Below are 25,037 nucleotides of genomic sequence, written 5' to 3'. Positions count from 1 at the left end.
CGCCGACGACGCCGCGGAGCCGGTCCGGATGGACAACCCTCACCGGAAGTCCGATCGCGCGCGGATCGTCGAGGAGGCGGACCGGCTGGTCTCGTTCGTCGACACCGTGGGCCACGAGCCGTGGCTCCACACCACGATCCGCGGGCTGGTCGGCCAGAAGCTGGACTACGGGCTGCTCGTCGTCGCCGCCGACGACGGCCCGACGGCGACGACGCGCGAGCACCTCGGGATCCTGCTCGCCACCGAACTCCCCACCATCGTCGCGATCACGAAGGCGGACGCCGTGAGCGACGAGCGGCTCGCCGCGGTCGAACGCGAGGTGGAGTCGACGCTCCGTGACGCGGGCCAGACGCCGCTCCTCGTCGACCGACACGGCGTCGAGGTCGCGGTCTCGGAGGTCGGCGACGGGGTCGTCCCTCTACTCCGGACCAGCGCGGTGAGCGGGGAGGGGGTCGAGACCCTCGACCGGCTGTTCGAGACGTTGCCCAAACGAGCGACGCCCGAGCGCGAGACGTTTCGGATGTATATCGACCGGAGCTACAAGGTGACCGGCGTCGGCGCGGTCGCGTCCGGCACGGTCAACTCCGGAACCGTCGAGGCGGGCGACGAGCTCCTCCTGGGTCCGATGGCCGACGGCTCCTTCCGCGAGGTCGAGGTCCGCTCGATCGAGATGCACTACCACCGGGTCGACAAGGCGAAAGCCGGGCGGATCGTCGGGATCGCCCTGAAGGGCGTCGACGAGGCGGAGATCGAACGCGGGATGGCGCTCGTCCCCCGCGACGTCGACCCCGACCCCGTCCGGGAGTTCGAGGCGGAGGTGATGGTGCTCAACCACCCGACGCGGATCCGGGAGGGGTACGAGCCGGTCGTCCACGTCGAGACCGTCTCGGAGGCGGCCGCGTTCGTCCCGGCGGAGGGGCGACTGCTCCCGGGCGACACCGGGATGACCCGCGTCCGGTTCAAGTTCCGCCCGTACCTGATCGAGGAGGGACAGCGCTTCGTCTTCCGGGAGGGATCGAGCAAGGGCGTCGGGACCGTCCGCGACGTGGACCCGGACGGGGCTGGAGAATCCGGCGAGCCCGGAGAGGAAGCGTAGAGCGGTCTCCTCGGGCGCACACGGGTGAAAAACGGAAACGAAGGAAACGAAACGGCACGCGCCGTCCCCTCGGCGCGCGACTAGACGTACTCGAGGATGTCCCGGAGGTTGATCGCGACCGCCAGTGCGGAGGCAACGACCACGACGATCAGCGTCGCCATCGGGTCCATCGCCTCCGTCCCCTGCGAGTAGACCACCATCCCGTACATCTCCTTGGTGAGCGCGTCCATCGTCCCGCCGACGAAGAAGACGCGGATGAAGTCCTCGAACGAGCGGAGCCAGGCGAACACGAAGCCCGCGGCGATCGCCGGCGAGATGATCGGGAGCGTGACGTCCTGAAGCACGCCCCGGCCGTCCGCGCCGAGGTCACGCGCGCCCTCCTCGAGCTTCCGGTCGAACACGGCGAGCCTGGCGATCACCGGCAGGACGATGAAGGGGAGCCCGTACACGGAGTGGGCGAGCACGGTTCCGAGGAACCCGGGAGAAAAGCCGATCACGCGGTACAGGATCAGTAGGGAGATGCCCATGATGATCCCCGGCATCAGAAGCGGGAGGATGACCATCCCTCTAACCATCGACCGACCGGGGAACGTGTGGCGGGCGATGGCAAAGCCCAACGGAACGCCGAGCAGCGTCGCGACCGAGGCGGACGTCGTCGCCACGATCGCGCTCTGGCGGGCCGCTCCCAGGAGCGACGAGTTGGTGAACAGGCTGACGTAGTTCGCGAGGGTGACCCCCTCGAACGGGAACAGCACCGAACTCTCCATGAACGAGAGCACGACGATCAACGACAGCGGGAGCCAGAGGAAGACGATGATCCCGATCGTCAGCACCCACATGCCGTACGAGGCGACCGCGCTCACGACCCGGTCGACGGAGACGGTCCCCGTCACCCGGGGCTCGCCCACGAGACGCGCCAGCCGGCCGTGTCCTTCACTGTCCGCCATGGTTCACCCCATCGCCTCCAGGCTGGTGGTACGCATCACGATCGCGAACGCGATCAGGGTCGGGATGATGAGGAACAGCGACCCCGCCGCAGCGTAGTTGAGCGCGTACAGTTCGTTTATTCTGCTTGCGAGCACTTCGGCGATCATCGTGAACTGACCGCGGGCGAGGAACTGCGGCGTGATGAACGTCCCGAGCGCGGGGACGAACACGAAGACGCAGCCGGTGATGAGCCCCTGTGCCGACAGCGGGACCACGACGTCCTTCGCGATCTCGATCCGCGTCGCCCCGAGGTCCCGCGACGCCTCGATGACGCCGTAGTCGATCCCCTCGAGGCTCGAGTACAGCGTCAACAACATGTACGGGAAGAAGGCGTGGGTGAGCGAGATGACCACCGCCGCGAGCCCGTACTCGAAGATCCCGACCGGCGCGGAGACGATGCCCGTGGCCAGCAGGAACGAGTTGAGCAGCCCCGACTGACCGAAGATCGCGAGCCACGAGTAGATGCGTACGATGAAGATGGTGAAAAACGGGACCAGGACCGCGAACAACACGATCTTGAACGTCCGTCCCGAGAGTCGCGTGAGCAGGTACGCGACGGGATACGCCAGGACGACGGTCGCGACCGTGGTGGCCGCCGCGATCCCGATCGAGAGCAGGAACGAGTCGATGAACGGCGTGTTGAACAGGCCGCTCTGTCCGACGAACAAGTCCCCGTAGTTCGAGACCGAAAAGGACCACACGAGGTCGTAGGAGCTGTTGATCTCCGCGAAGCTCACCATCACCAGGAACGCCGTAGGCGCGAGTATCAGGGCGAGTAGCCAACTCACTCCCGGCCCCGCCATGATCGCGAGCTTCGCCCGCTCGCCGCGCCGTTCGAACGCCTCGCCGAGTTGCTGAACGGTACTCATCCCGTGATCACGCGTTCTTGATCCGCTCGAACATCTCTATCCACTCGTCGTCACGCTCCGCCGGCTTGAACGGGATCATTCCCTCGAGCACGTCCGGCTCGATCTGGAGGTCCGGGGCGTCGATGTTGTCCATCGCGGCCTGTGAGGTGTTCAGGATGTTCCGTTCCTCGGAGAGGTCGGCGCCGGTATCGGGATCGATGTACTCGTTCAGCACCCGGAAGGCGGCCTCCTTGTTCTCGGAACCCTCGGTGACGACGGCTCCCTCGAACCAGGTGAGCTCGTTCTCCTTCGGCTCGGAGAACTCCACGTCGTCAACCTCGTTCATGATGCCCACGTGCGTGCTCCGGTTCGCGTACGACGCGACCACGTTCCCGTTCTGGTAGTCCTGTGTGAGGGTCTCCTCGTCGTGAACGAACCCGAGGAGGTTCGGCTTGAAGTCGATCATCGTCTCCTCGATCTCCGTGAGCTGTTCGTCGGTGAACGACACCGTGTCGCCCTCGAACGCCTCGGTGTAGCCGAGCGCGAGCCCCGCCGCCATGATCGACTTGAAGTAACCGTCGTACAGCGCGATGCCGCCCGCGAGGTCCGCACCCTCGTACTCCTCGCTGAAGAGGACCTCGTAGGAGTGTTCGTGGTCCTCGGGGAGGACCGAGCTGTCGTAGCCGTAGGCGTACCATCCGAACTGGATGGGGAGACCGTATATCTCGCTCCCGTCGGAGAACTGCCCCTCGGCCGCGGACTGGAACGTGGGATACAGCGAGTCGAAATTCGTCATGACGTCCATGTCCACCGGGGCCGCCAGTTCGGCCTCGATGAACTGCGGGACGTACTCGTTGTTCGGGACGACGATGTCGTACTCCTCGCCCCCGCCCGCGTTCACGGTAGCGAACATGTTCGCGGAGCCGTCCGCGGGCGTGATCTCTATCTCGACGTCATCGAGTTCGTCCTCGATCTGATCGTTGACCGAGTCGAAGCCCGTCCACGTCAGGATCGAGACCGTGGTCGCGCCTCCGCCGCCCATGCAGCCGGAGAGGCCAGCCATGCCAGTTACGCCGGTCGCGCCTGCCGCCTTGATGAACTGCCGTCTGTCTACCATCGTCACATCGCTTCCACTTATCTATAATAAAACTACTCTGAATAACACGTGTTCATCGAAATATCATCCTTATATTCTCATATTCGTCTAGGTATAGTTCACAAAACGGAACGAACGAATACCCTGGTATCGGACGGTACGCGGCCGAACGCTCCCGCGGACTCCATCCGGATCAACGACGATGATGGTTATCGAAGACACTCGACGTCTTTCCTCATGTATCTCATTAGTATGTATATATTCTCGAATGTATGGATACTTTCTGGACGAAACGTTGAATATACGTCGTCGGACAATCCGCGACCATGACGGACTCACAAACGGCAGTCCAGCTCGATGACATCCGCAAGGAGTTCGGGGACACCGTCGCCGTGGACGGGATCGACATCGACCTCCAACGCGGCGAGTTCTTCTCGCTTTTAGGGCCCTCCGGGTGCGGGAAGACGACCACCCTCCGGATGATAAGCGGCTTCGAGACGCCGACCGCGGGCTCGATCCGTATCGAGGGCGAGGACGTGATCCACCGGCCGCCCAACAAGCGGAACACGAACCTCGTGTTCCAGGGCCTCTCGCTTTTCCCGCACATGACGGTCGCGGAGAACGTGGGCTACGGACTGAAGAAGAAGGGCGTCGAGGCCGGCCAGCGCGAGCAGCTCGTCGAGAAGTATCTCGACATCGTCGACCTCTCCGGCTACAAGACCCGCAAGCCGCAGGACCTCTCCGGTGGGCAACAACAGCGCGTCGCGATCGCCCGTGCGCTCGTCAACGAGCCCGACATCCTGCTTTTAGACGAGCCGCTCTCGAGTCTCGACCGGAAGCTGCGCCAGGAGATGCAGGTCGAGCTCCAGGAGATCCACGACCGCGTCGAGAGCACGTTCTTCTACGTGACCCACGACCAGGACGTGGCGATGAGCATGTCGGACCGGCTCGCCGTGATGAACGACGGCCACATCGAACAGATCGGCACGCCGAAGGAGATCTACCGCGAGCCGGCCACCGCCTTCGTCGCCGACTTCATCGGCGACACGAACCTGCTCAATGGCGTCGTCGAGAACACGACTCACCCACCGCGGCTCGAACTCGATACCGGCACCGAGGTGACCGTCGATCTGGGCGAGTCGCCGGTGAAGGGCGAGGTGCTCGCCTCCATCCGGCCGGAGGAGATCGAGCTCGCCGAACCGGGCGCGGGCACCATCGACGGTACCGTCGTCGACAGCTACTTCCACGGCGAGCGGACCAACCTGGTGGTCGAGCCGGCGGACGACTCGCTGCCCGATCTCGACGTCTCGATCCAAGGGCGGTCCGACATGCCCGAAAGCGACGAGGTCTCCGTCGATCTCAATCCCGACGCGGTACGGGTCTATGCGAAGTGAGCGAGCCTCGCGGGATCCGTGTCGTGACGATCCGTGCCGTGAGAGCGCGGAACCGTCCCCGCGACCGACCGATCGCCTCGAGTGCACATGAGCGGGCACATCGACGCCACAACGGACGCCGTTGACGCCGATGTCGCCGAGGCCACAACGGACGCCGTCGACGGTGACGCCGACGCTACCGCAACCGATGTCCTGATCCACCACAGCGTCCCGGGAGTCTTCGGGACCGACTTCCGTCGACGACTGTGTTCCCGCGTCGACGCGGCGCTCCCTGCGGCCGACCGGATCGAGACGGCGAGGACCGCCGCGGAGACCAGGGCTGCGATCGGCGACGTGAACGTCGTCCTCACGGTTCGCCCGGTGAGCGAGACGCTCCCCGACGGGGCGGCCCCCGACTGGATCCAGACGCTCAACGCCGGCGTCGACTCCTACGACCTCGCGGAACTCGACGCACGAGGCGTGGCCGTGACGAACGCCTCCGGCGTCGCGGCGAACCCGATCGCCGAGCAGGTCCTCGGCTATCTGCTCGCCTTCGAGCGGCGGATCCACCGAGGGATCCGCCAACAGGAGCGCGAGGGGGTCTGGCGCGACTACTCCGCCGGCGAGCTGCGCGGGAAGACCCTCGGGATCGTCGGCGTCGGCGCGATCGGCACGCGCGTCGCGGAGCTCGCCACGGGGTTCGATCTGGAGGTGATCGGCACGAAACGCACGCCGGAGACGGCCCCCGACGTCGTCGACGAGGCGTACCCGCCCTCGGGACTCTCCGAGCTCCTCGTTCGTTCGGACCACGTCGTCCTCGCGTGCCCGCTCGTCGAGGAGACGCGCGGCCTGATCGGCAGGGAGGAGCTGATGGCGATGGGATCGGACGCCGTCCTCGTGAACGTGGCCCGCGGCGAGGTCGTCGACGAACCCGCGCTCGAGACCGCCCTCCAGCAGGGCCGGATCCGCGGGGCCGCCCTCGACGTCTTCGAGGAGGAGCCGCTTCCGGCGGACTCGCCGCTCTGGAACCTCCCGAACGCCATCATCACGCCTCACATGGCGGGGTCGACGCCGAAGTACGCGGACCGGATCGGCGATCTGTTCGCCGAGAACTACGAACGGTACGCCGACGGCGAGCTCGACGAGCTCCGTAATCGGGTCGTTTGAGGCCGTCGTCGGTCCGTCGCCTGAGACCGTCGTCGAGTGGTCGTCCGAGGCCGTCGCCGACGGAGTCGTCCGCGGTAGTCGCCGAACCCGATGCCGTCTCAGTCGTCCGCCTCGACGGTCGGCATCGCGGCGCGGACCGCGGTCGCCAGCGCGTCGATCCCTTCGTCTATCGCCGGCGGCGAGGCGTGGCTGAACGAGATCCGCGCGTGGTGCGTTCCCCCGTCGTCGGGATAGAAGAACGACCCGGGGAGGTACGTGACCCCCGCGTCGATGGCGTCGGGGAGCAGTTCCTCGGCGTCGATCCCCTCGGGAAATTCGACCCAGACGAAGAAACCGCCCGCGGGCTCGCTCCACGTCGTTTCCGGCGGCATTCGCGTCTCGAGGCTCTCGAGCATTCGGTCGCGGCGTTCCTCGTACCCCACACACAGTTCGTCGACGGCGCGCTCGAGCCGGCCGTCCGCGGCGTAGCTGGTGATGAGCCCGCGGGTGAAACTGGGCTCGCCGCCGGCGTTGACGCGGTCGAACTGCTCGACGACCGACTCGTCGGCGATGGCCCAGCCCGTCCGGATGCCCGGGGCTATCGTCTTCGAGAACGTGTTGACCCGGATCGCCCGCCCGCGCTCGTCGAGTGCCTTGATCGGTGGCGGCTCCGCGCCGTCGTAGCGGAGCTGGCCGTAGGGGTCGTCCTCGAGGATCACGAAGTCGTACGTCTCGGCCAACTCGAGCAGCCGCTCGCGACGCCCGGCGGACAGCGTCACGCCCGTCGGGTTGTGGAAGTTGGGGATCGTGTACAGAAGCGTCGGCAGCGGCTCGCCGGCGGCCTCCCGCTCGGCGAGCGCGTCGGCGACCGCGTCGACGTCGAGGCCGTCCGCGTCCACGTCGAACCCCTCGATGTCGACGTCGTAGTTGCGGAACAGCCGGAGCGCGCCCATGAACGTGGGTGCCTCGACGAACACCGTGTCACCGGGATCGAGAAAGGTCTGGCATACCGTGTCGATCGCGTTCGTCGCCCCGTTCGTGACGTGTATCTCCGCGGTCGTACAGTCGATCCCGCGGTCGCGAGCCCGGTCGGCGATGACTGTCGAAAGCGCGTCGGCATGTTCTCCGCCGCCGTACTGGAGCGCGCAGTCCCCTTCGGCCTCGAAGAGGGACTCGGCCGCCGAGAGCAGTTCGCCGTTCGGGAACGAGTCGGGGTAGGGAAAGCCGAAGCTCAGCAGGACGGCGTCCGCGTCCCGGATCGACCGCCACGCCCCGTAGACGGACCCGTCCATCGTCTCCCGGACGGTCTCGCTGTAGAGGTGCTCGAGCCCGTCCGATCGGTCAGTGTCGTCCATATCGGTTCGTCAGAACGCAATTAGAACACGAGTATAAACCTTTTCACCGAATTGTATGGATGTATATATGTATATTCATAATATAGTGTTTGGATCGTTTTTCATCTGGTTTGAAACTGATCAGTGTTTAATAAACGATCTCGTCCCACCGGTGGTGCCGCCGACCGGGACGCGATCGGGAACCGGGACGCGGACCGAGGGAACTCGGGCTGAAATCCTGGGATTCGGTCGCATTCGAGGCTGATCGTCCACAAAACGATCAACAACATTTATCTTTTCCCTACCACGAGTTCGGTCGTATGTCCCGTGACGACATCACGAAACGGAACCTAACCCGCAGACGGGTCCTCGCGAGCGGAACTGCCCTCTCAACGTCGGTCCTCCTCGCCGGCTGTGCCGGCGGTGGCGGCGGTGGCGGCGACGGCGGTAGCGACCTGCCCCAGCAGGAGCTGTACTTCGCGCAGGTGAAGGGTCCCCTCGACATGGACCCCGTGGTCATGAACGACGTGCCCTCCGCCCAGATCGCCGGCCAGATCTTCGACGGGATCTACGAGTACGACGAGGGCGTCGGCATCCAGCCGAAGATCGCCGCCGAGATGCCGACGGTCGAACGCGACGGCACGCGGTTCATCGTCCCGATCCGCGAGGACGCCGAGTTCCAGAACGGCGACCCCGTCACCGCGGAGGACGTCGTCCACACGATGACGGCTCCCGTCGAGGAGCAGACGGAGAACGCCCCCGAGGTCAACATGATCGACTCCGCGGAGGCGATCGACGAACACACCGCGCAGTTCGACCTCTCGTACCCGTACGGCGCGTTCACCATCGCCATGGTCCGAAGCGTCGTCAACGCCTCCGTGCGACAGGAGGACACCGAGGCGTACAACCAGGACCCCGTCGGCTCCGGGCCCTACCAGCTCGTCGAGTGGGAACCGGAGAACTACGCGACCGTCGAGCGATGGAACGACTACTGGGACGACGACCTCCCGGACATCTCACGGATCGAGTTCGACCCCATCGAGGAGCAGACCACGCGGGTCACCGAACTGGAGACGGGCAACGTCGACGTCATCGAGACCATCCCGCCGCAGCTGTACGAGACGGTCGAGAACAACGAGAACGCCAGCGTCACCGAGGAGCCGGGCGTCGGCTACTTCTACCTCGCGTTCAACTGTGCCGAGGGTCCGACGAGCGATCCCCTCGTCAGGGAGGCTGTCGACTACTGCTTCTCGATGGACCAGGCGATCGAGAACTTCGTCGAGCCCTCCGGCGTTCGGCAGTACAGCCCGTACCCGTCTTCGATCTCCGAGGAGTGGGACTTCCCGGTCGACGAATGGCAGGAGATCCCGCACGGTCGGGACGTCGAGGAGGCGCAGGCGCTGTTCGAGGAGGCCGGAGTTTCGATGGACTACGACTGGCGGATCATCGTTCCGCCGGACGACATGCGCGAGCAGATCGGCATCTCGATCGGCGACGGCCTCCAGAACGCCGGCTTCGAGAACGTCGAGGTCCAGCGGCTCGACTGGGGGACGTTCACCGACACGTACCAGAGTGACGACGGACCGAACAGCGAGGACGACTACAACATGTACACGCTCGGTTGGTCCGGTGCCCCGGACCCGGACGCGTTCGCGTACAACCTCCTGAGCCAGGAGGCCGACGGCGTGACCAACGGCACGTTCCACGGCTACGACGAGGCCTCCGAGATGCTCTCGCAGGCCCGCGAGTCCGCCGACCGCGAGGAGCGCCGGCAGCTCTACATCGACGCGACCAGGACGCTGCTCGAGGGGCGGGTCCACCTGCCCGCGTACAACTTGAACAACTCCTACGGCGTCCGGAGCGCCGTCGAAGGGTTCAGCTCACACCCGATCTCGACGGAGATCCAGGTCGGCGGCGCCTCGGTCTCGCGGTAACTCCATCGACGAAGCGCGACGAACTGATCGGCGAAGCGGCGGAACGCCTCACACGCGTTCCGTCCGCGAGGCGAACGGGAACGACGCGAACCTCACGGGAGGGTCGTCCATGCGTCCGACGACGGCTCGCTATCGTCGTGTAGGCGCGTCGGCTCGGGCGAAACGGACAAGCGACGGCGACGAACTGGACCGACCACGACGAGAGGCGACATAACAGGAATCAACGACAGTGAGTCTACTTCGGTACACACTCTGGCGGCTCGCACAGGCGATACCCGTACTCATCGGTATCGTGACGATCACGTTCTTTCTCGCCAACCAGATCCCCGGCGATCCGGTCGAGATCATGCTGGGGGCGACGCCGGCCCAGGAGCAGGTGGAGGCGATCCGCGCCCGATACGGCCTCGATCGTCCGATCCACGTGCGCTACCTGACGTATCTCTCCGGCGTGGCGACGGGCGATCTCGGGCTCAGCATCTACTACGACCGCCCGGTGCTCGAGATGATCCTGTTGCGGCTGCCGGTGACGCTGCTGCTCATGCTCTCGGCGTTCGCGTTCGCGATCGTCACGGCGATCCCGCTCGGCGTGATCTCGGCGAAGCGGAGGAACGAGCCGGCGGACCACGTCTCCCGGATCGTCTCGCTCATCGGCGTCTCGACGCCGTCGTTCTGGATCGGGTTGGTGTTGATCATCGTCTTCGCGTTCCATCTCGGCTGGTTCCCCGCGCGCGGGCTCATCCTCCCGTGGGCGGATCCGGCCGACGTCCGGGGCGCCGCGACGCGGTTGGAGGTGATACGCCAGTCGGCACACCACCTCTTCCTGCCGATGATCTCGCTCGGGACGCTTCAGATGGCACAGATCACGCGGATCGAGCGCTCCTCGATGGTCGACTCCCTCCAGGGCGAGTACGTCACGCTCGCGCGGGCGTACGGCGTCCCCGAGTCCACGATCGTCCGCAAACACGCCTTCCAGGTCGCACAGCTCCCCGTGATCACGATCATCGGCCTCGGGCTGTCGACGGCGCTCGGCGGAGCCGTCCTCACGGAGACGGTCTTCGAGATACAGGGGATGGGCCGGCTGATCATCACGGCGATAAACAACCAGGACTACGAACTGATCATGGGCACGACGCTCGTGTTCGGGTTCGTGTACGTGATCGGCGTGATCATCACGGACGTCACGTACAGCTACCTCGACCCGCGGGTTACCTACGGTGACGACTGATGGCGATCAACGACACGACTGACATCGACGACACGACGGACGTCGGCGACGGATCCGCCGACGGGGACGACGCGGGCGAGATCGAATCACGCGTCGGGATACGGTACACGCTCAAGCAGGTACGCCACGACACGACCGCACGCATCGGGATCTACATCGTCGGGTTCATGACCTTCGTCGCGGCCTTCGCCGCGGTCGACTACTACTTGCTCGACTACGCGATCGCGGAGGCGGTGTGGTACAACCCCGAGACCGACCCGGACCGGGTCGAACGCCTGCTCCCGCCGGTCGGCATGGAGAACCAGTTCGGTCAGGGGGTGCTCGAACACCCGCTCGGCACCGACCACCGCGGCCGCGACCTGCTCGGTCGGGTCGTCTACGGGACCCGCGTCGCGATGACGGTCGGCTTCATGGCGACCACGATCGGGCTCACGGGCGGGACGCTCATCGGCGCGGTCTCGGGCTACTACGGCGGCTGGATCGACGACGTGCTTCAGCGGGCCACCGAGACCGTCTACGCGATCCCGTTCCTCGTGCTCGTCATAGCGTTCATGACCGCGTTCGGGCGGGACCTCCGGTTCGCGATGATCGGCGTCGGGATCACGGCCATCCCCGTCTTCAACCGACTGATCCGGTCGCGCGTCGTCTCGATCCGCGAGGAGGACTACATCGAGGCGGCGCGCGCGGCCGGCGTGAAGGACCGGAACATCATCCTCAGACACGTCATTCCGAACAGCTTCGCGCCGGTGCTCGTCCAGGCGACCCTCCAGGTCGGCGTGAGCATCCTCATCGTCGCCGGTCTCTCGTTCCTCGGGTTCGGCGCGCAGCCGCCGACCCCCTCGTGGGGACAGATGCTCTCCGTGTCGCGTGGGTACATGCTCCCCGCACCGACGTTCAGCGTCTTCCCCGGCATCGCCATTCTGATCACCGTCATCGGATTCAACATCCTCGGCGACGGCCTCCAGGACGCACTCGATCCGCGGATCAACAACTGACATGAGCGAACCACTACTCAGCGTCGAGAACCTCAAGACGCAGTTCTTCACCGAAGACGGAACCGTTCGGGCGGTCGACGGGATCTCCTTCGACGTTCACGAGGGCGAGATCGTCGGGCTGGTCGGCGAGTCCGGGGCCGGCAAGTCGGTCGCGACGTCGAGCCTCCTTCGGCTCGTCGAGAGCCCCGGCGAGATCGTCGGCGGCGAGATCACGTTCAAGGGACGGACGCTCTTCGGGCTCGAGGAGGACGCGAACGGCGAACTCCGCCCCCGGGACGACATGCTCTCCGAGGAGGAGATGCGCCGGGAGATCCGCGGCCGCGAGATCGCGATCATCTTCCAGGACCCGATGGAGTCGCTCAATCCCGTCTTCACCGTCGGCGGCCAGCTTCGGGAGTTCATCGAACTCAACCGGGATCTCTCCGAGAAGGAGGCGAAACGCGAGGCGATAGACATGCTCCGTGAGGTCGGGATCCCCGCCCCGGAGACGCGATACGACGAGTATCCACACCAGTTCTCCGGCGGCATGCGCCAGCGCGTGCTCATCGCGATGGCGCTGGCCTGCCAGCCCGACCTGATCATCGCCGACGAGCCGACGACCGCGCTCGACGTCACCGTCGAGGGACAGATCCTCGAGATGGTCAAGGAGCTCCAAACGAAGTACGACACCTCCTTCATCTGGGTGACACACGACATGAGCGTCGTCGCGGAGATCTGCGACCGGGTGAACGTCATGTACCTCGGGGAGATCATCGAGCACGCGACGGTCGACGACCTGTTCTACGACACGAAACACCCGTACACCCGGGCGCTTCTCGACTCGATGCCCAGACCGGACGAGACGGTCCACGAGTTGAACCCGATCGAGGGCGTGATGCCCGAGGCGATCGATCCGCCCGCGGGCTGTCGGTTCCACTCGCGGTGTCCCGACGCACGGGAGGTGTGTCGGGAGGTCCATCCGGAGCCGCGCGACCTCGCGGACGAGGGTGAGCCGACCCACCGGGCGGCGTGCGTGAAGTACGACGCCTTCGACGTGGGCTACGACGAGAGCCGACCGATCGAGGGCGACGCGGCCGGCGGGTTCGGTGCCGGATTGACCCGGACCGGGGGCGAAGAATGAGCGGGACGGACGACGGCGAGCCGCTTCTGGAGGTCAGAGAGCTGTGTAAGTACTTCTCGGAGGGGAGCGGCATGCTCGGCGGCGTGACGTTCGACCGGGAGTTTCCCTTCTTCAAGCGCCAGCACGGGGACGTCCGAGCCGTCGAGTCGGTCAGTTTCGACATCGAGAAGGGGGAGACGCTCGGGCTCGTCGGGGAATCGGGCTGTGGGAAGTCCACGCTCGCCCGGACGGTGCTCCGGCTGCTCGAACCCACCTCGGGGAGCGTCTACTTCAAGGGCGAGGACCTGGCGTCGCTCTCGGGCGAGCCGCTCCGCCGGAAGCGCAAGGACATGCAGATGATCTTCCAGGACCCGCAGTCGTCGCTCGACCCGCGGATGAAGGTCGGCCCCATCGTCGAGGAGCCGATGAAGGCACACGGCATGCTCGACGAGGAGGGTCGCGAGGCGCGCGCAAAGGAGCTGTTGGAGAAGGTGGGGCTCGACCCGCAACACTACAACCGCTACCCGCACGCGTTCTCGGGCGGGCAGCGCCAACGGGTGAACCTCGCGCGTGCGCTCTCGGTGAACCCCGACTTCATCGTCTGTGACGAGCCGGTCTCCGCGCTCGACGTCTCCATCCAGGCGCAGGTGCTCAACACCATGCGGGACCTCCAGGAGGAGTTCGACCTCACGTACCTGTTCATCGCCCACGACCTGAGCGTGATCCGGCACATCTCGGACCGCGTCGCCGTGATGTACCTCGGGCAGATGGTCGAGATCGCGGACAAGGAGGAGCTGTTCGAGAACCCGCAACACCCCTATACGCGGGCGCTGCTCGACGCGATTCCCGTCCCGGACCCACGAAGCGAGGGGCGGACGGCCCTGCTCACGGGCGACGTTCCCTCGCCGATCGACCCGCCCTCGGGCTGCCGGTTCCGGACACGGTGTCCGTCGTTGATCCGGCCCGCGGAGTACGACATGACCGATCCCGAGTGGGCGAACGTCGTCGAGTTCCAGCGGGCGGTGAAACGCCGCTCGTTCGAGACGACGAACCGCGCGGCGGTCCGCCAACGCCACTTCGCCGACGCGGAACCCGGCGGGGAGGCCGGAACCCTCCTCGACGAGGCGATCGGCCACGTCGCCGCGGGGGAGTGGGAGGAGGCGGAGCGGCTGCTCACCGAGTCGTTCGCCGACCGAAGCGTCTGTGCGACCGAGGAGCCCGCCTACGAGGTGTCGCCGACGCACGGCGAGAGCCGACACTACGCCGCCTGCCACCTCGTCCGCGACGACGCGGTCGCGGCGGGCGAGGAGACGGAACTCGCGTCGTCGGTCGGCGAGCGGTTCGCCGGGAGCGCCGACGTCGGCGAGGCCGACGACTGAACGCGTCGCTGACCCGGACGCTCGTACCGACCAAGACACACTCGTCCCGACTCGGGCTCCGGTACCGATCCGGACGGACTCCTCCCGCCTCACCGGATCCGGATCCGCGTCGAGTCCTCGTGGTGGGGTTCCGGGTCCGCGACGGCGAGGAACGCGGACACGACGTGTTCGCCCCGGTCGGCGGGAACCGATCTGTCGAGTCCCGTCTCGTTCTCCCGCCTGAAGTGCCCGTTCCAGGTGGTCGTGGCGACTTTGGTCTCGCCGGCCCTAAACCCGACGGCCCCCGGCTCGGACCTGACGTACCGCCTCTCGTCGCTGGCCTCGAGGACGTCGTCGACGCGCCAGCCCCACTGTCGACGCGTGGTCGTCTCGAGTTCGACCGGTACCGGGAGCCGGTTCCGCAGCCGCACGGTGATCTCGACGGGTTCGCCGCGAGCGTACTCCGTCCGGCCGGTCTCCACCTCGAGCGTGACCGCGCGGCGAGCGAGTCGACCGGGAACGACCCGGCCGAGCGCGTCGCTCAGGTAGTTCCTCGTGTCGTCGAAGCCCGTTCTGTCGGTCGGACCGTCGTGGCGTCGCTGGACCATGGTCTCACCCGTCGTGATCGGCGTCTCCCTCCGCCACCGAGACCAGCTTCATCAGCGGGTAGCCGTCGACCATCTCCATTCGGGTGTCGACGACGACGCCCTCGTGGTCGATCCGCATCTCGACGTCCATCAGTGAGCCGGTCAGTTCGGTGTAGTCGTTCGCGTGATCGATCGCCTTCTCGACGCGGTCGTCGTGGATCTCGACGTTTACCGACGCACAGAACGGCTGGTTCTCGATCGCCTCCGCCATCGCGACCTCCAGGCTCCGGGCGCTTTCCCGGCTCACGGGCGTCCCGGCGAACTGGTGGTACAGGGAGCCGAACTTGATCCCCGCCTCGAAACACGCCTGTTGGGCGTCGGTGGCCATGTCCGAAGGCGGGGGCCGTCGGCGTAAGAAGCTTCGGAGCCGCGTCGTCGCCGGGGCGGAAAGCGGGTTGCCGCGACTCCCGCCGGCTTCGACGTGCTTTATGTTCCGGCCGTGGACGGTCGAGGTGAATGAACGAAAACGGCCGGTCGATCGTGGCGTTCACGATGGTGTCTCACGCGATCGTCCACACCTACGAGCTCTCGATCCCGATCCTCGTCGTGATCTGGCTCTCGGAGTTCTCCGTAACGACCGCGACGATCGGCACCATCGTCGCGGTGGGCTACGCGCTCTTCGGGATCGGCGCGCTCCCGAGCGGTCTCCTCGCGGACCGGTACAGCACGAGGTCGATGGTTCTGGTCGGGCTGGCGGGGATGGGCGCGTCCTTCCTGCTCTTGAGCGCCGCACAGGGGACGGCCACGATCGCGCTCGCGCTCGCCCTGTGGGGCGTCTTCGCGAGCGTCCACCACCCGGCGTCGCTCTCGCTGATCTCGACGGGGGTCGAGGAGAGCGGGACCGGGTTCGCCTACCACGGGATGGCCGGGAACCTGGGGATCGCGTTCGGTCCGCTCGTCACCGCATCGCTCCTCATCCTGTTCGACTGGCGGCTCGTCTCTGCGCTGCTCGTCGCGCCTGCCGTGCTCGCGGTCGCGTACGCATTGACCGCCGAGTTCGACGAGATGGCGGCCGTCGACGTCGCTGCAGCGGACGCGGACGACGCCGAACCCGCGGACGACGACCGATCCGCCGGCCCCGACTCGCTCGGCGCGTTCCTCGCCGACAGCCGGGCGCTTTTCACCCTCGGGTTCGCGCTCGCGATGGCGGTCGTCCTCATGAACGGGGTGTTCTACCGCGGGGTGCTCACTTTCCTGCCGGACGTGTTGGGCGGGTACCTCCCGGACGTCTCGGGAACGATCGGCCTCTTCGCGCCCGACAGCCCGATGGCCGAGGAGTTCGACCTCGCCTCCTACCTGTACGCGGGACTGTTGACCGTCGGTATCGCCGGCCAGTACGTCGGCGGTAAGCTGACCGATCGGATCTCGGTATCCGCGGGGTTGGCGGCGGTGTTCACGGCGCTCGTCGTCCTCGCCGTGCTCTTCATTCCAGTCGCCGAGGCCGGCCTCTGGCCGCTGATCGCGATGAGTGCCGTGTTCGGCTTCGTGCTCTTCTCGATCCAGCCGCTGTATCAGGCCGCGATCGCGGTCTACAGCCCGCCCGACGGCCGCGGGCTCTCGTACGGCTACACCTACCTCGCCAACTTCGGGGTCGGCGCGGCCGGCGCGGCGATCGCCGGCTACCTCCTCGGGGTCACGACCGTGCGGGGGACGTTCCTGGCGCTGGCGCTCGTGCCGGCGGCGGGGGCGGTGGTCGCGCTCGTGCTGTACTCGGTCGTCGACGTGGAGTAGTCGCGTTCGGTCGGCGGCGCGGCGTCGACGGCGTTCGCCGATCCGCCGACGAACGGAAGGCGTTAGGCCCGCGGCGCGGAACCGATCCGCATGGACACGCTGTGTATCACGGGCGGACGGGTCCTCCACCCCGACGGTCGCGTGCGCGAGGGCGACGTCGTCATCGACCGCGCTGAGGGAACGATCATCGCCATCGACGACGGCGACGCGGTCGCCGAGTATCGCGAGGACGCCGCGGAAACGCTCGACGCGACGGGCGGGATCGTGATCCCGGGGTTGGTAAACGCCCACACCCACGTCTCGATGACGCTGCTCCGCGGCTACGCCGACGACAAACCGCTCGACGCGTGGCTCCGCGAGGACATCTGGCCCGCGGAGGCCGAACTCACCGACGACGACGTCGAGGTCGGCGCCGAACTGGGGGTCCTCGAGATGATCCGGTCCGGGACGACCGCGTTCGCGGACATGTACTTCGCGACCGACCGCGTCGCCGACGTGGTCGACCGCGCGGGAGTGCGCGCGCGCCTCGGTCACGGGGTCGTCACGGTCGGGAAGGAGGGGGACGCGGCGGTCGCCGACGTCGAGGAGAGCCTCTCGGTCGCCGCCGAGCTCGACGGCGCGGCGGACGGCCGGATCCGGACCGCGTTCATGCCCCACTCGCTGACGACGGTCGGCGAGGCGTACCTCCGCGAGGGGATCGAACGGGCGAACGACGCGGCAGTCCCCGTCCACCTCCACGCCAATGAGACGCGCGAGGAGGTGGAGCCGATCCTCGAGGAACGGGGCGAGCGCCCCCTCGAGTACGCCGACGACCTCGGCGCGCTCGGCGAGGATACCTTCCTCGCCCACTGCGTCCACGTCGACGACGCGGAGATCGACCTGCTCGCGGCGACGGGGACCGCGGCCGTCCACTGTCCGGCCTCGAACATGAAGCTCGCGAGCGGCATGGCTCCGGTCCAGCGCATGCACGAGGCGGGCGTCACGATCGCGCTCGGCACCGACGGGGCGGCCTCGAACAACGACCTCGACCTCTTCGACGAGATGCGTGACGCCGCGATGGTCGGCAAGCTCGCGGCCGACGACGCGTCCGCCGTCCCCGCCGAGACCGTCGTCGAGATGGCGACGGCCGGCGGCGCGGACGCGCTCGGCCTGCCCGGCGGCCGGATCGCGGAGGGGGAGGCCGCCGACCTCGCCGTGGTCGACCTCGACGCCCCACACTTGACCCCGGTCCACGACCCGGTCTCGCATCTCGCGTATGCGGTCCGCGGCAGCGACGTGCGCCACACGATCTGTGACGGTCGCGTCCTCATGCGGAATCGTGAGGTGTTGACGATGGACGCCGAGTCGATCCGAACCCGCGCGGCCGAGGCGGCGAGCGACCTCGTCTCGCGGGTCGAAGGCGGGTCGTGAACTCGCCTCCAGCCCCGACCGCTTAACACACATGGCGCGGCCAGACGGCGCATGCCAGAACGCCTTCGCGTCCTCGCCGGCGACTGTCAGGTGACCGAGCGCGGCGACCGAACCCGCACGCACCGCGGCCGCGTGGTCGTCCTGATAAAGCCCGACAACACCACGCTCGTCCACGACGCCGACGGCTACCAGCCCGTGGCGTGGCTCACCCGCCCGAACTCCGTCGTCGTCGAGGGCGACGGCGCGGGGTTCACCGTCACGGCGCGGGAGGGAACCCGACGGCTCCGCGTCGTCGCCGAGGAGGCGACCGCCAGCCGGGCGCTTCCCGTCACCGAGGCGGGGATCCCGGTCGGGACGTGCCCCGACGACGGCGGCCCGCTCGTGCGCTCGCGCGGCGACGTGGTCTGTCTCGACTGCGAGCGGCGGTGGGGGCTCCCGGCGGGCGCGAGCGTCACGGACGCGACCTGCGAGGACTGCGGGCTCCCGAAGATACGCGTCGAGCGCGGCGAGGCGTTCCACCTCTGTCTCGATCCCGCGTGTGACCCGCTCGCGGAGGCCGTTTCGGACCGATTCGACCGCGTCTGGAACTGCCCGGACTGCGGCGAGGGCCTGGTGGTCCGGTACGCACCCGGACGCGTCTACCTCGCCTGTGAGAACGAGCCGGACTGTGAGACGACGCTCTCGATCCCCTCGGGCGTCGCCGTCGACGAGTGCGACTGCGGACTGCCGGTGTTCGAGACGGCGGCCGGTCGCCGGTGTCTCGACGGGACGTGCGCGGTCGACGGGAGACAAAGGGGGGAGAACGGGACCGCGCGGTGAAGCTCTCCGGAGGAGGAACGGCGCTACTCTGCCAACTGTTCGCGGCCGGGCGCGATGAGCCGATCGAGGTACTCGGCGAGCGCGCCCTTGGCGTCCGCCGGATGAAGCTCGCCGGACTCGAGGTCGGATTCGAGCGGCTCGTAGGCCTCGTACTCCAGGTCGCCGCCGTACTCGTCGGGGCGCTCGACGACGACCGTCTCGAACCGCGGGAAGACGTGGTACTCGAACACCTGGAGGACGGGGTTCTCGCGCTCGACGCCGTCCTCGGTCGAGTCGGGGTCGGCCGTCGGCGGGCAGTACGCCTTGTTCACCTTCTCCTCGATCTCCTCGCGGGAGTCCTCCATCGAGATGGTGACGCCCGTACTGGAGGACATCTTCCCCTCGCCCGTCCCGAGGTCGGCGATGAGCGGCGTGTGGAGGCTCGTCGGCGGCTCGCGGTCGATGCTCGGGAGCACGTCGCGCGCGAGCATGTGGACCTTCCGCTGTTCCATCCCGCCGACCGCGAGGTCGACGCCGAGGTACGGGATGTCGAGCGCCTGCATCAGGGGGTAGACGGCCTGTGAGACCTTCACGGAGTCACCGGATTTGATGTCCGCCATGGCGCGCTCGGCACGGGCCAGCGTCGTCTCGAGCTCGAGCGCGTGGAGGTCGAGGGTGTAGTCCTCGTCGAGCTGGAAGTCGGAGCCGAGCACGAACTGGGTGTTCGACTCGTCGAGCCCGTAGGCGATGAACTGGTCGCGCATCCGTTCGGCGGTGCTCCGGATCTCCGCGAACGATCCCTTGTCGTTGAGGTACGCGTGGACGTCCGCGAGCAGGACGGTGACCTCGAAGCCGGCCTCCTGGAGGTCGATCAGCTTGTTCGCCGTGAGCATGTGGCCGATGTGGAGAACGCCGGAGGGCTCGTAGCCGACGTACGCCCGCTTGCCGTCGGGGTCGTCGGCCAGCGTCTCGATCTCCTCCTCGGTGACCACCTCGGCCGTGTTCCGGGTGATCCGCTCGTGGGCGTCCATGCCTACGATAGCGCGGGGGCTCGGCATATGACTTCTGAAAGCCCGCCGCCGCGAGCGGGCTCGACGGTCACCCGCCGTGCTCATCACTCCGGGGGTTCGCGGTTCACTCCTCCGTTTCGAGTCTCGTCCCCGCCCGGTGTTCGGAGATGATCCGGTCGAGCCGCTCGGCCCGCTCGTCCCGACGGCGACGCTCGGCGCGCGCCTCCCAGTCGTCGATGGCGGCCTCCAGCGCCCCCTCCTCGGCGACCGCGAGTTCGTCGACCTCGCGGACGGGGACGGCCGACGCGGGGACGACGGGAACGTCGTGATCGAAGAGCACCCCGTCCGCGACCTCCGAGAGGTTGCCGTCGCGGATCACCGCCCGCGGGTCGGTCTCCGCCAGCCGCTCCGCCGTCCGTCGTCCCGCGCCGGACGCGTCCCGGAGGTACACCACGTCGCCGGCGACGAGCCCGTACGCCTCGTCGGCCGCGTCTATCGCGTCGAGCGTGAACTGCTCGACGACCTTCACGCTGGTCAGCCCGCGGTCGGCCGCGACGTCGTCGAAGTTGGAGTGGTCGAGCCGCCACAGCTCCTTCAGCGTCTCCACCTTTCCCTCGAGCTCCGCGACCGTCTCGCGGGCCTCGTCCCGCTCGCGCTCCAAGCGATCGGTCTCGCGTTCGATCCGCGAGACGATCCGACGGCTCCGCGCTTCGATCCGCTCCTCGCGTTTCGCCTCCTCGAGTTCGGCCTCCAGTTCCGCGATCCGGTCGTCGCGCTCGTCGAGGTCGTCCTCCAGCGAGTCCGCGTGCGACTCCAGCCGGTCGACCCGGTCCCGGAGCCGCCGGATCGTCTCCTCCTCCTCGGTACGCTCCGGCTCCGTGGGGTCCGCTTCGGGCGTCGAGCCCCCCTCGTCGCCGTCGCCGTCGGCGTCCTCGCGCAACTCCTCGATGACGGCCTCGACGGACGCGCCGCCGGCGACGACGCCCGCGATCACCTCCTCGCGGTCGAGCCGCGGCGGCGTCTTCTCCGTGATCCGCTCGAACTGGTCGGCGTGGGCGTCGTAGGCGTACAGCGCGGCCGCCAGCGCGTCGCGCTCGTGGTCGTTCCCGTAGCTCGCCTCCCGCGTGCGGTGGAGCTTCTCGTCGACCGGGAGGTCCGTCGTCGGCCGCCAGCCGGCGGCATCGAAGGAGCGCCGGAACTTCTCGACGGTCTCCGGCATCGGTTCCACGTCCGCGGCGACGAGGATCGGCCGCCCCTGCTCGATTATCCACTCGGTCACCTCCGCCGTGTCGGCGGTCCGCGAGGAGTAGAGCGCGTGGACGGTCCCGTCGAGGCCGACGACCGCCGCCCCGGTGGTCGTTCCCGGGTCGATCCCGACGATGACGCGGTCGCGACGCTTCACGAGCGGCTCGTACTCGATCCCGTCGCGACGCTCCCGTTCGACCTCCACGCGGACGTCGCCCGCTCGCGAGTTCGACACGGGGATCTCCTCGGGTCGGGCCCCAACGGTGAAGACGGCGTTCGCGTAGCCGCCGTACTTCTCCGTCACCTCCCGTTCGAACTCCAGGTTCGCTCCCTCCAGTTTCGACTGGACCTGTCGCGTTCGCTTCCGAACGTTGCCGTGGATCCGGCGGGTGTAGCGGTCCTGGCTCCACCCGCCCTTGCCGGTCGAGCGGCCGCGGGAGACCTTCACCGTGGTCTCGTCGGTGAAGGCGGTCACCTCGTGGCCGACGTTGGCCGCCGCGAGCCGCGCGGCCGCCTCGGCCTCCCTCATCGGCTTCTTCCCGTACGGGATCCCGTGTCGAGAGGCGACCCGGGAGAGGGGTTCCGGACGTTCCGCGCCGGTCACCTGGACGAGCCGGGTTCCGTCCGGCAGCGACCGCAGCAACCCCACGAGCGCGTTCTTGTCGGGTGCCAGCTCGTAGGCGTTGTCGGTGGCGACGTACAGCGGCTCGCGGTCGTCGATCAGCCGCCGGAGCTTCCGGAGGGAGACGACGTCACGGGTGATCCGCGCGAGGGGCCCGTCCGCGTCCGGTGCGTCGGGGTCGTCGTCGTCGACCGGGTCGAGGATAACGAGGGCGTAGGAGGGGTCGTCGCCGCGAACGTCGCCGCTCTGCACGTCGACGCCGAACACCGGCCGGTCGCGGGCGCGGATGGTCCGGGATGTCACGGGATCACGTAGACCGCTCGGCCGTATATACCCCACGCCGAGCGGGGAGTCGTCGGGTTCGGAGTCGCCGAGTCCGGAGCCGTCGGAACCCCGACGGCGAGCCGACCCGCCCGCTTATACGTTCCCGCGGTGAAGGTCGGACGAATGAGCGAGGAGTTCGTGCTGCTCGAGCCCGAAGATCAGCCCGGCGACGAGTGGGAGGAGCTGGACGTCTCGGACACCGAGGCGGACCGGATCGCTCGCCGACAGGACCGGGAGTTCAACGAGTTCCGCGAACGAGTGAAGGACACCGAGCAGTTCAAGCTCCAGGAGTCGGTCTTCGACGACGCGACGCTCGCGGCGGTGTACAAGCTGGTCCAGGACGGGTACGTCGACGCCTTCGGCGGTCCGGTCTCGACCGGCAAGGAGGCGAGCGTCTTCGAGGCGCTCGGCGGGGAGGCCGGCGAGCGGCCCGAGCCGGGATCGGCCGCGGCCGCCGAGGAGTACGCCCGTGAGGTCGCAGTGAAGGTGTATCGGATCAACTCCTCGAACTTCAGACAGATGCGGGAGTACCTCGAGGGCGACCCGCGGTTCGAGGGGATCGCGAACGACAAGAAGGCGGTCGTGCTGGCGTGGACGAAAAAGGAGTTCGCGAACCTCAAGCGTGCTCGGAAGGCCGGCGTGCGCGTTCCCGAACCCATCGCGGTCCAGCGGAACGTGCTCGTGATGGAGCTCGTTGGCCACGCCGACGACCGCGCCCGCCGGCTGAACGAGGTCGACGTGGAGAACCCCGAGACCGCCTACGAGGTCGTCCGTGAGTACATGCGCCGGCTCTACCGTGCGGGGTTGATCCACGGCGACCTCTCGGAGTACAACATGATCATCCACGACGGCGAGCTGGTGGTCATCGACCTGGGCCAGGCCGTGACGGTCCACCATCCGAACGCGGGGGAGTTCCTCGAACGCGACTGCGAGAACGTGGCGACCTTCTTCACCCGGCAGGGGATCGACGTCGATCCGGACGACCTCCGTGCGTACGTGACGGAGCCGGAACCGGACCCGAGCGGCGAGCCGGACGGGTAGTCGGCATCCGGGCGACGAAAGCACTAAGATCCGACACGGTCGACGACCCGCCATGCCCTCCGCGAGCGACCCCGCGTCGGTACCCTCGGAAGTCGTCGCCGTCGTTCGACGGTATCACCGAGCCGAACGCGCCGCCAGCTGGCTCGTCGCGCTCCTCGTCGTCGCCGTCGCCCTGACCGCGATCCGGACGCTCGACCTCCTGCCGGCGACGCTGGCAGTGCTCGCCCTCGTGGCGGTCGTCCGCGTTCCGGCCGTCCGCCGGGGCGGACACACGCGATTGACGACCGACGCCGATCCCGCGACGGTCGCGTCCGACTTCCGGAGCGTCACCCCGCCGGTGCTCGCCTTTCAGTGGGGAATTGCGGACGGGATCACGACAAACGACGAGCGGACCGGCGAGGAGTTCGACGGCTTCTCGACGACCCGCGCGACGTACGAGTTCTCCTACCTCCTCGGGTTGCGATCGGTGTCGATGGATCTCACGGTTCGGTCGGCGAGGTCCGAGGGCGTTGAGAGGGCGGTCGAAAACGGTGACGAGGCCGTCGAAACGCTCGAAGTGAGCGCCACCGCGGGCGGGCGGCCGTGGGGAACCTATCGGGTGTCGATCCGCGAGGGAGACGGGGAGACGGTCGTTGACGTCGAATCGACGACGGACCGGCGATTCGATCTCCGATCCGTCCCGCAGGCGCTGGTCGCCGAGCGGTACTTCGGGGCGGCCCTCGCCGCTCAGGGATACCGCGTCGTCGACCGTGACGTGTCGTGGTCGATGTGATCGGTCCCCTCCGAGAGCCGAGAATCCACGGTAGCCGGCCGCATACGCCCGGTATCCGGCCACACACCGCGGCTCGCGGAACACGTTTAAAAGGCTCCGCCGGGTATCCCTGCGTATGCAACACGTGACGGTTCCGCAGGACCGGATCGGCGTCGTCATCGGTGCCGGCGGCGAGACGATGCGGGAGATCGAAGACCGGGCGGGCGTCAGACTCGACGTCGACTCCGAGTCCGGCAGCGTCGCCATCGAGGAGACGGACGACCCCGTCGCCGCGCTGGTCGCGCCGGACGTGATCAAGGCGATCGGGCGGGGGTTCAAACCGGAGACCGCGCTGTCGATACTCGACCACGACCTCCGGACGCTGGAGTTGATCGACCTGGCCGAACACACCCGCAACGACAACGACCTCCAGCGCAAGAAGGGGCGGATAATCGGCGAGAACGGCCGGACCCGCGAGCTGATGGAGGAGCTGACGGGGGCGAACGTCGTCGTCTACGGCACCACGGTCGGGGCCGTCGGCGGTCCCGAGGAGCTCCAGGTAGTCCGGCGGGCGGTCGGCATGCTGCTCGACGGCGCGCCCCACGGCGCGGTGTACTCGTACCTCGAGCGCAAATCGAACGAGCTGAACGACGACGTGAGCTTCAACGCGCCGCGGTAGGCGAGGTTCGATCCCGGAGTCGTCGTTGATCGTGGTCCCGCTAGAGTTCGTTCGTAAATCGGTGATCGGCACGAACACCACCGAAGCCCCAGCCGCGAGGACTCGCGCGACCCGTTGTGCTCCTCACTCGGTCGCTAACGCTCCTTCGTTCCGGTGCTTACGTCGTCGTGCTTCGTCCTTCCGGGAGACTTCGTCTCCCGACTTCCCGCTCACTTCGTTCGCGGGAATCGCGACTGCCCCTTCGAGTCCCGCCCCGCAACCGCACCTCACCCTCCCCAGCCTCGTCGA

Annotated in this window: 22 protein-coding genes; 14 read left to right on the top strand and 8 right to left on the bottom strand. The window is 67.6% G+C overall.

Going from position 1 to position 25,037, the window contains the following annotated elements; translation table 11 throughout:
* On the top strand, positions 1 to 1,096 hold a 1,096-nt coding region (locus OKW78_RS10990), incomplete at its 5' end, for a GTP-binding protein (protein ID WP_281195202.1).
* Between the two features lie 80 nt (positions 1,097 to 1,176).
* On the opposite strand, the gene OKW78_RS10985 is transcribed toward OKW78_RS10990, so the two are convergent.
* From OKW78_RS10985 to OKW78_RS10975, 3 genes are read right to left on the bottom strand one after another with little or no spacing between them, the layout of a single operon-like run.
* On the bottom strand, positions 1,177 to 2,043 hold the full coding sequence (locus OKW78_RS10985) for an ABC transporter permease (RefSeq protein ID WP_281195201.1): 867 nt from the start codon (positions 2,041 to 2,043) through the stop codon (positions 1,177 to 1,179).
* Between the two features lie 3 nt (positions 2,044 to 2,046).
* Positions 2,047 to 2,952 carry an ABC transporter permease gene (locus OKW78_RS10980; RefSeq protein ID WP_281195200.1) on the bottom strand — a complete coding sequence of 302 codons (906 nt, stop codon included), beginning with the start codon at positions 2,950 to 2,952 and terminating at the stop codon, positions 2,047 to 2,049.
* 7 nt (positions 2,953 to 2,959) lie between these two features.
* Positions 2,960 to 4,048: a PotD/PotF family extracellular solute-binding protein gene (locus OKW78_RS10975; RefSeq protein WP_281195199.1), complete on the bottom strand. Its 1,089-nt coding sequence runs from the start codon at positions 4,046 to 4,048 to the stop codon at positions 2,960 to 2,962.
* A gap of 305 nt (positions 4,049 to 4,353) precedes the next feature.
* On the opposite strand from OKW78_RS10975, the gene OKW78_RS10970 reads away from it, so the two are divergent.
* Positions 4,354 to 5,421, top strand: a complete 1,068-nt coding sequence (locus OKW78_RS10970) for an ABC transporter ATP-binding protein (protein ID WP_281195198.1) — start codon at positions 4,354 to 4,356, stop codon at positions 5,419 to 5,421.
* A gap of 87 nt (positions 5,422 to 5,508) precedes the next feature.
* Positions 5,509 to 6,567: a D-2-hydroxyacid dehydrogenase gene (locus tag OKW78_RS10965; RefSeq protein ID WP_281195197.1), complete on the top strand. Its 1,059-nt coding sequence runs from the start codon at positions 5,509 to 5,511 to the stop codon at positions 6,565 to 6,567.
* 98 nt (positions 6,568 to 6,665) lie between these two features.
* On the opposite strand, the gene OKW78_RS10960 is transcribed toward OKW78_RS10965, so the two are convergent.
* On the bottom strand, positions 6,666 to 7,901 hold the full coding sequence (locus tag OKW78_RS10960) for a PLP-dependent aminotransferase family protein (RefSeq protein WP_281195196.1): 1,236 nt from the start codon (positions 7,899 to 7,901) through the stop codon (positions 6,666 to 6,668).
* Positions 7,902 to 8,200: 299 nt separating this feature from the next.
* Here OKW78_RS10960 and OKW78_RS10955 point away from each other — a divergent pair, with 299 nt between their 5' ends.
* The 5 genes from OKW78_RS10955 to OKW78_RS10935 all read left to right on the top strand — a co-directional run bounded on the left by OKW78_RS10955 (position 8,201) and on the right by OKW78_RS10935 (position 14,512).
* Complete coding sequence (locus OKW78_RS10955) at positions 8,201 to 9,814, top strand: ABC transporter substrate-binding protein (protein WP_281195195.1); 1,614 nt, start codon at positions 8,201 to 8,203, stop codon at positions 9,812 to 9,814.
* Positions 9,815 to 10,043: 229 nt separating this feature from the next.
* Positions 10,044 to 11,039 carry an ABC transporter permease gene (locus tag OKW78_RS10950; protein ID WP_281195194.1) on the top strand — a complete coding sequence of 332 codons (996 nt, stop codon included), beginning with the start codon at positions 10,044 to 10,046 and terminating at the stop codon, positions 11,037 to 11,039.
* Complete coding sequence (locus OKW78_RS10945; protein WP_281195193.1) at positions 11,039 to 12,034, top strand: ABC transporter permease; 996 nt, start codon at positions 11,039 to 11,041, stop codon at positions 12,032 to 12,034. Before OKW78_RS10950 ends, OKW78_RS10945 begins: the two co-directional genes overlap by 1 nt.
* Before the next feature lies 1 nt (position 12,035).
* On the top strand, positions 12,036 to 13,154 hold the full coding sequence (locus OKW78_RS10940; RefSeq protein WP_281195192.1) for an ABC transporter ATP-binding protein: 1,119 nt from the start codon (positions 12,036 to 12,038) through the stop codon (positions 13,152 to 13,154).
* On the top strand, positions 13,151 to 14,512 hold the full coding sequence (locus OKW78_RS10935; protein WP_281195191.1) for an ABC transporter ATP-binding protein: 1,362 nt from the start codon (positions 13,151 to 13,153) through the stop codon (positions 14,510 to 14,512). The genes OKW78_RS10940 and OKW78_RS10935 overlap by 4 nt, the downstream gene beginning before the upstream one ends.
* 89 nt (positions 14,513 to 14,601) lie before the next feature.
* Here OKW78_RS10935 and OKW78_RS10930 read toward each other — a convergent pair whose 3' ends face one another.
* The gene (locus OKW78_RS10930; protein WP_281195190.1) at positions 14,602 to 15,099 is read right to left on the bottom strand and encodes a hypothetical protein; all 498 of its coding nucleotides are present in this window, start codon (positions 15,097 to 15,099) and stop codon (positions 14,602 to 14,604) included.
* A gap of 4 nt (positions 15,100 to 15,103) precedes the next feature.
* On the bottom strand, positions 15,104 to 15,466 hold the full coding sequence (locus tag OKW78_RS10925; RefSeq protein ID WP_281195189.1) for a dihydroneopterin aldolase family protein: 363 nt from the start codon (positions 15,464 to 15,466) through the stop codon (positions 15,104 to 15,106).
* 128 nt (positions 15,467 to 15,594) lie between these two features.
* On the opposite strand from OKW78_RS10925, the gene OKW78_RS10920 reads away from it, so the two are divergent.
* The 3 genes from OKW78_RS10920 to OKW78_RS10910 all read left to right on the top strand — a co-directional run bounded on the left by OKW78_RS10920 (position 15,595) and on the right by OKW78_RS10910 (position 19,098).
* The gene (locus OKW78_RS10920) at positions 15,595 to 16,869 is read left to right on the top strand and encodes an MFS transporter (RefSeq protein ID WP_281195188.1); all 1,275 of its coding nucleotides are present in this window, start codon (positions 15,595 to 15,597) and stop codon (positions 16,867 to 16,869) included.
* A gap of 90 nt (positions 16,870 to 16,959) precedes the next feature.
* On the top strand, positions 16,960 to 18,279 hold the full coding sequence (locus tag OKW78_RS10915) for an amidohydrolase (protein WP_281195187.1): 1,320 nt from the start codon (positions 16,960 to 16,962) through the stop codon (positions 18,277 to 18,279).
* A 51-nt stretch (positions 18,280 to 18,330) separates the two neighbouring features.
* On the top strand, positions 18,331 to 19,098 hold the full coding sequence (locus OKW78_RS10910; RefSeq protein ID WP_281195186.1) for a topoisomerase DNA-binding C4 zinc finger domain-containing protein: 768 nt from the start codon (positions 18,331 to 18,333) through the stop codon (positions 19,096 to 19,098).
* 23 nt (positions 19,099 to 19,121) lie between these two features.
* Here the strand turns inward: OKW78_RS10910 and OKW78_RS10905 are convergent, their stop codons facing one another.
* Positions 19,122 to 20,108 (bottom strand): tyrosine--tRNA ligase, encoded by a 987-nt coding sequence (locus tag OKW78_RS10905; RefSeq protein WP_281195185.1) that lies wholly within the window; start codon positions 20,106 to 20,108, stop codon positions 19,122 to 19,124.
* 103 nt (positions 20,109 to 20,211) lie between these two features.
* A complete protein-coding gene (locus tag OKW78_RS10900; protein WP_281195184.1) occupies positions 20,212 to 22,257 on the bottom strand; it encodes a DUF460 domain-containing protein in 2,046 nt (681 codons plus the stop codon).
* Positions 22,258 to 22,401: 144 nt separating this feature from the next.
* Here OKW78_RS10900 and rio1 point away from each other — a divergent pair, with 144 nt between their 5' ends.
* The 3 genes from rio1 (at position 22,402) to OKW78_RS10885 (ending at position 24,749) form a co-directional block, all read left to right on the top strand.
* A complete protein-coding gene (gene rio1, locus OKW78_RS10895) occupies positions 22,402 to 23,319 on the top strand; it encodes a serine/threonine-protein kinase Rio1 (protein WP_281195183.1) in 918 nt (305 codons plus the stop codon).
* A 52-nt stretch (positions 23,320 to 23,371) separates the two neighbouring features.
* Positions 23,372 to 24,091 (top strand): hypothetical protein, encoded by a 720-nt coding sequence (locus tag OKW78_RS10890; RefSeq protein WP_281195182.1) that lies wholly within the window; start codon positions 23,372 to 23,374, stop codon positions 24,089 to 24,091.
* 115 nt (positions 24,092 to 24,206) lie between these two features.
* Entirely contained in the window at positions 24,207 to 24,749 is a 543-nt protein-coding gene (locus OKW78_RS10885) for a pre-rRNA-processing protein PNO1 (RefSeq protein ID WP_281195181.1), read from the top strand.
* Positions 24,750 to 25,037: the final 288 nt, after the last annotated feature.

Source organism: Halorubrum sp. F4 (assembly GCF_027257195.1).
Classification (GTDB): Archaea; Halobacteriota; Halobacteria; order Halobacteriales; family Haloferacaceae; genus Halorubrum.
The sequence above is the reverse complement of the archived record's forward strand: the minus strand, read 5'-3'. Positions and strand labels throughout refer to the sequence as shown.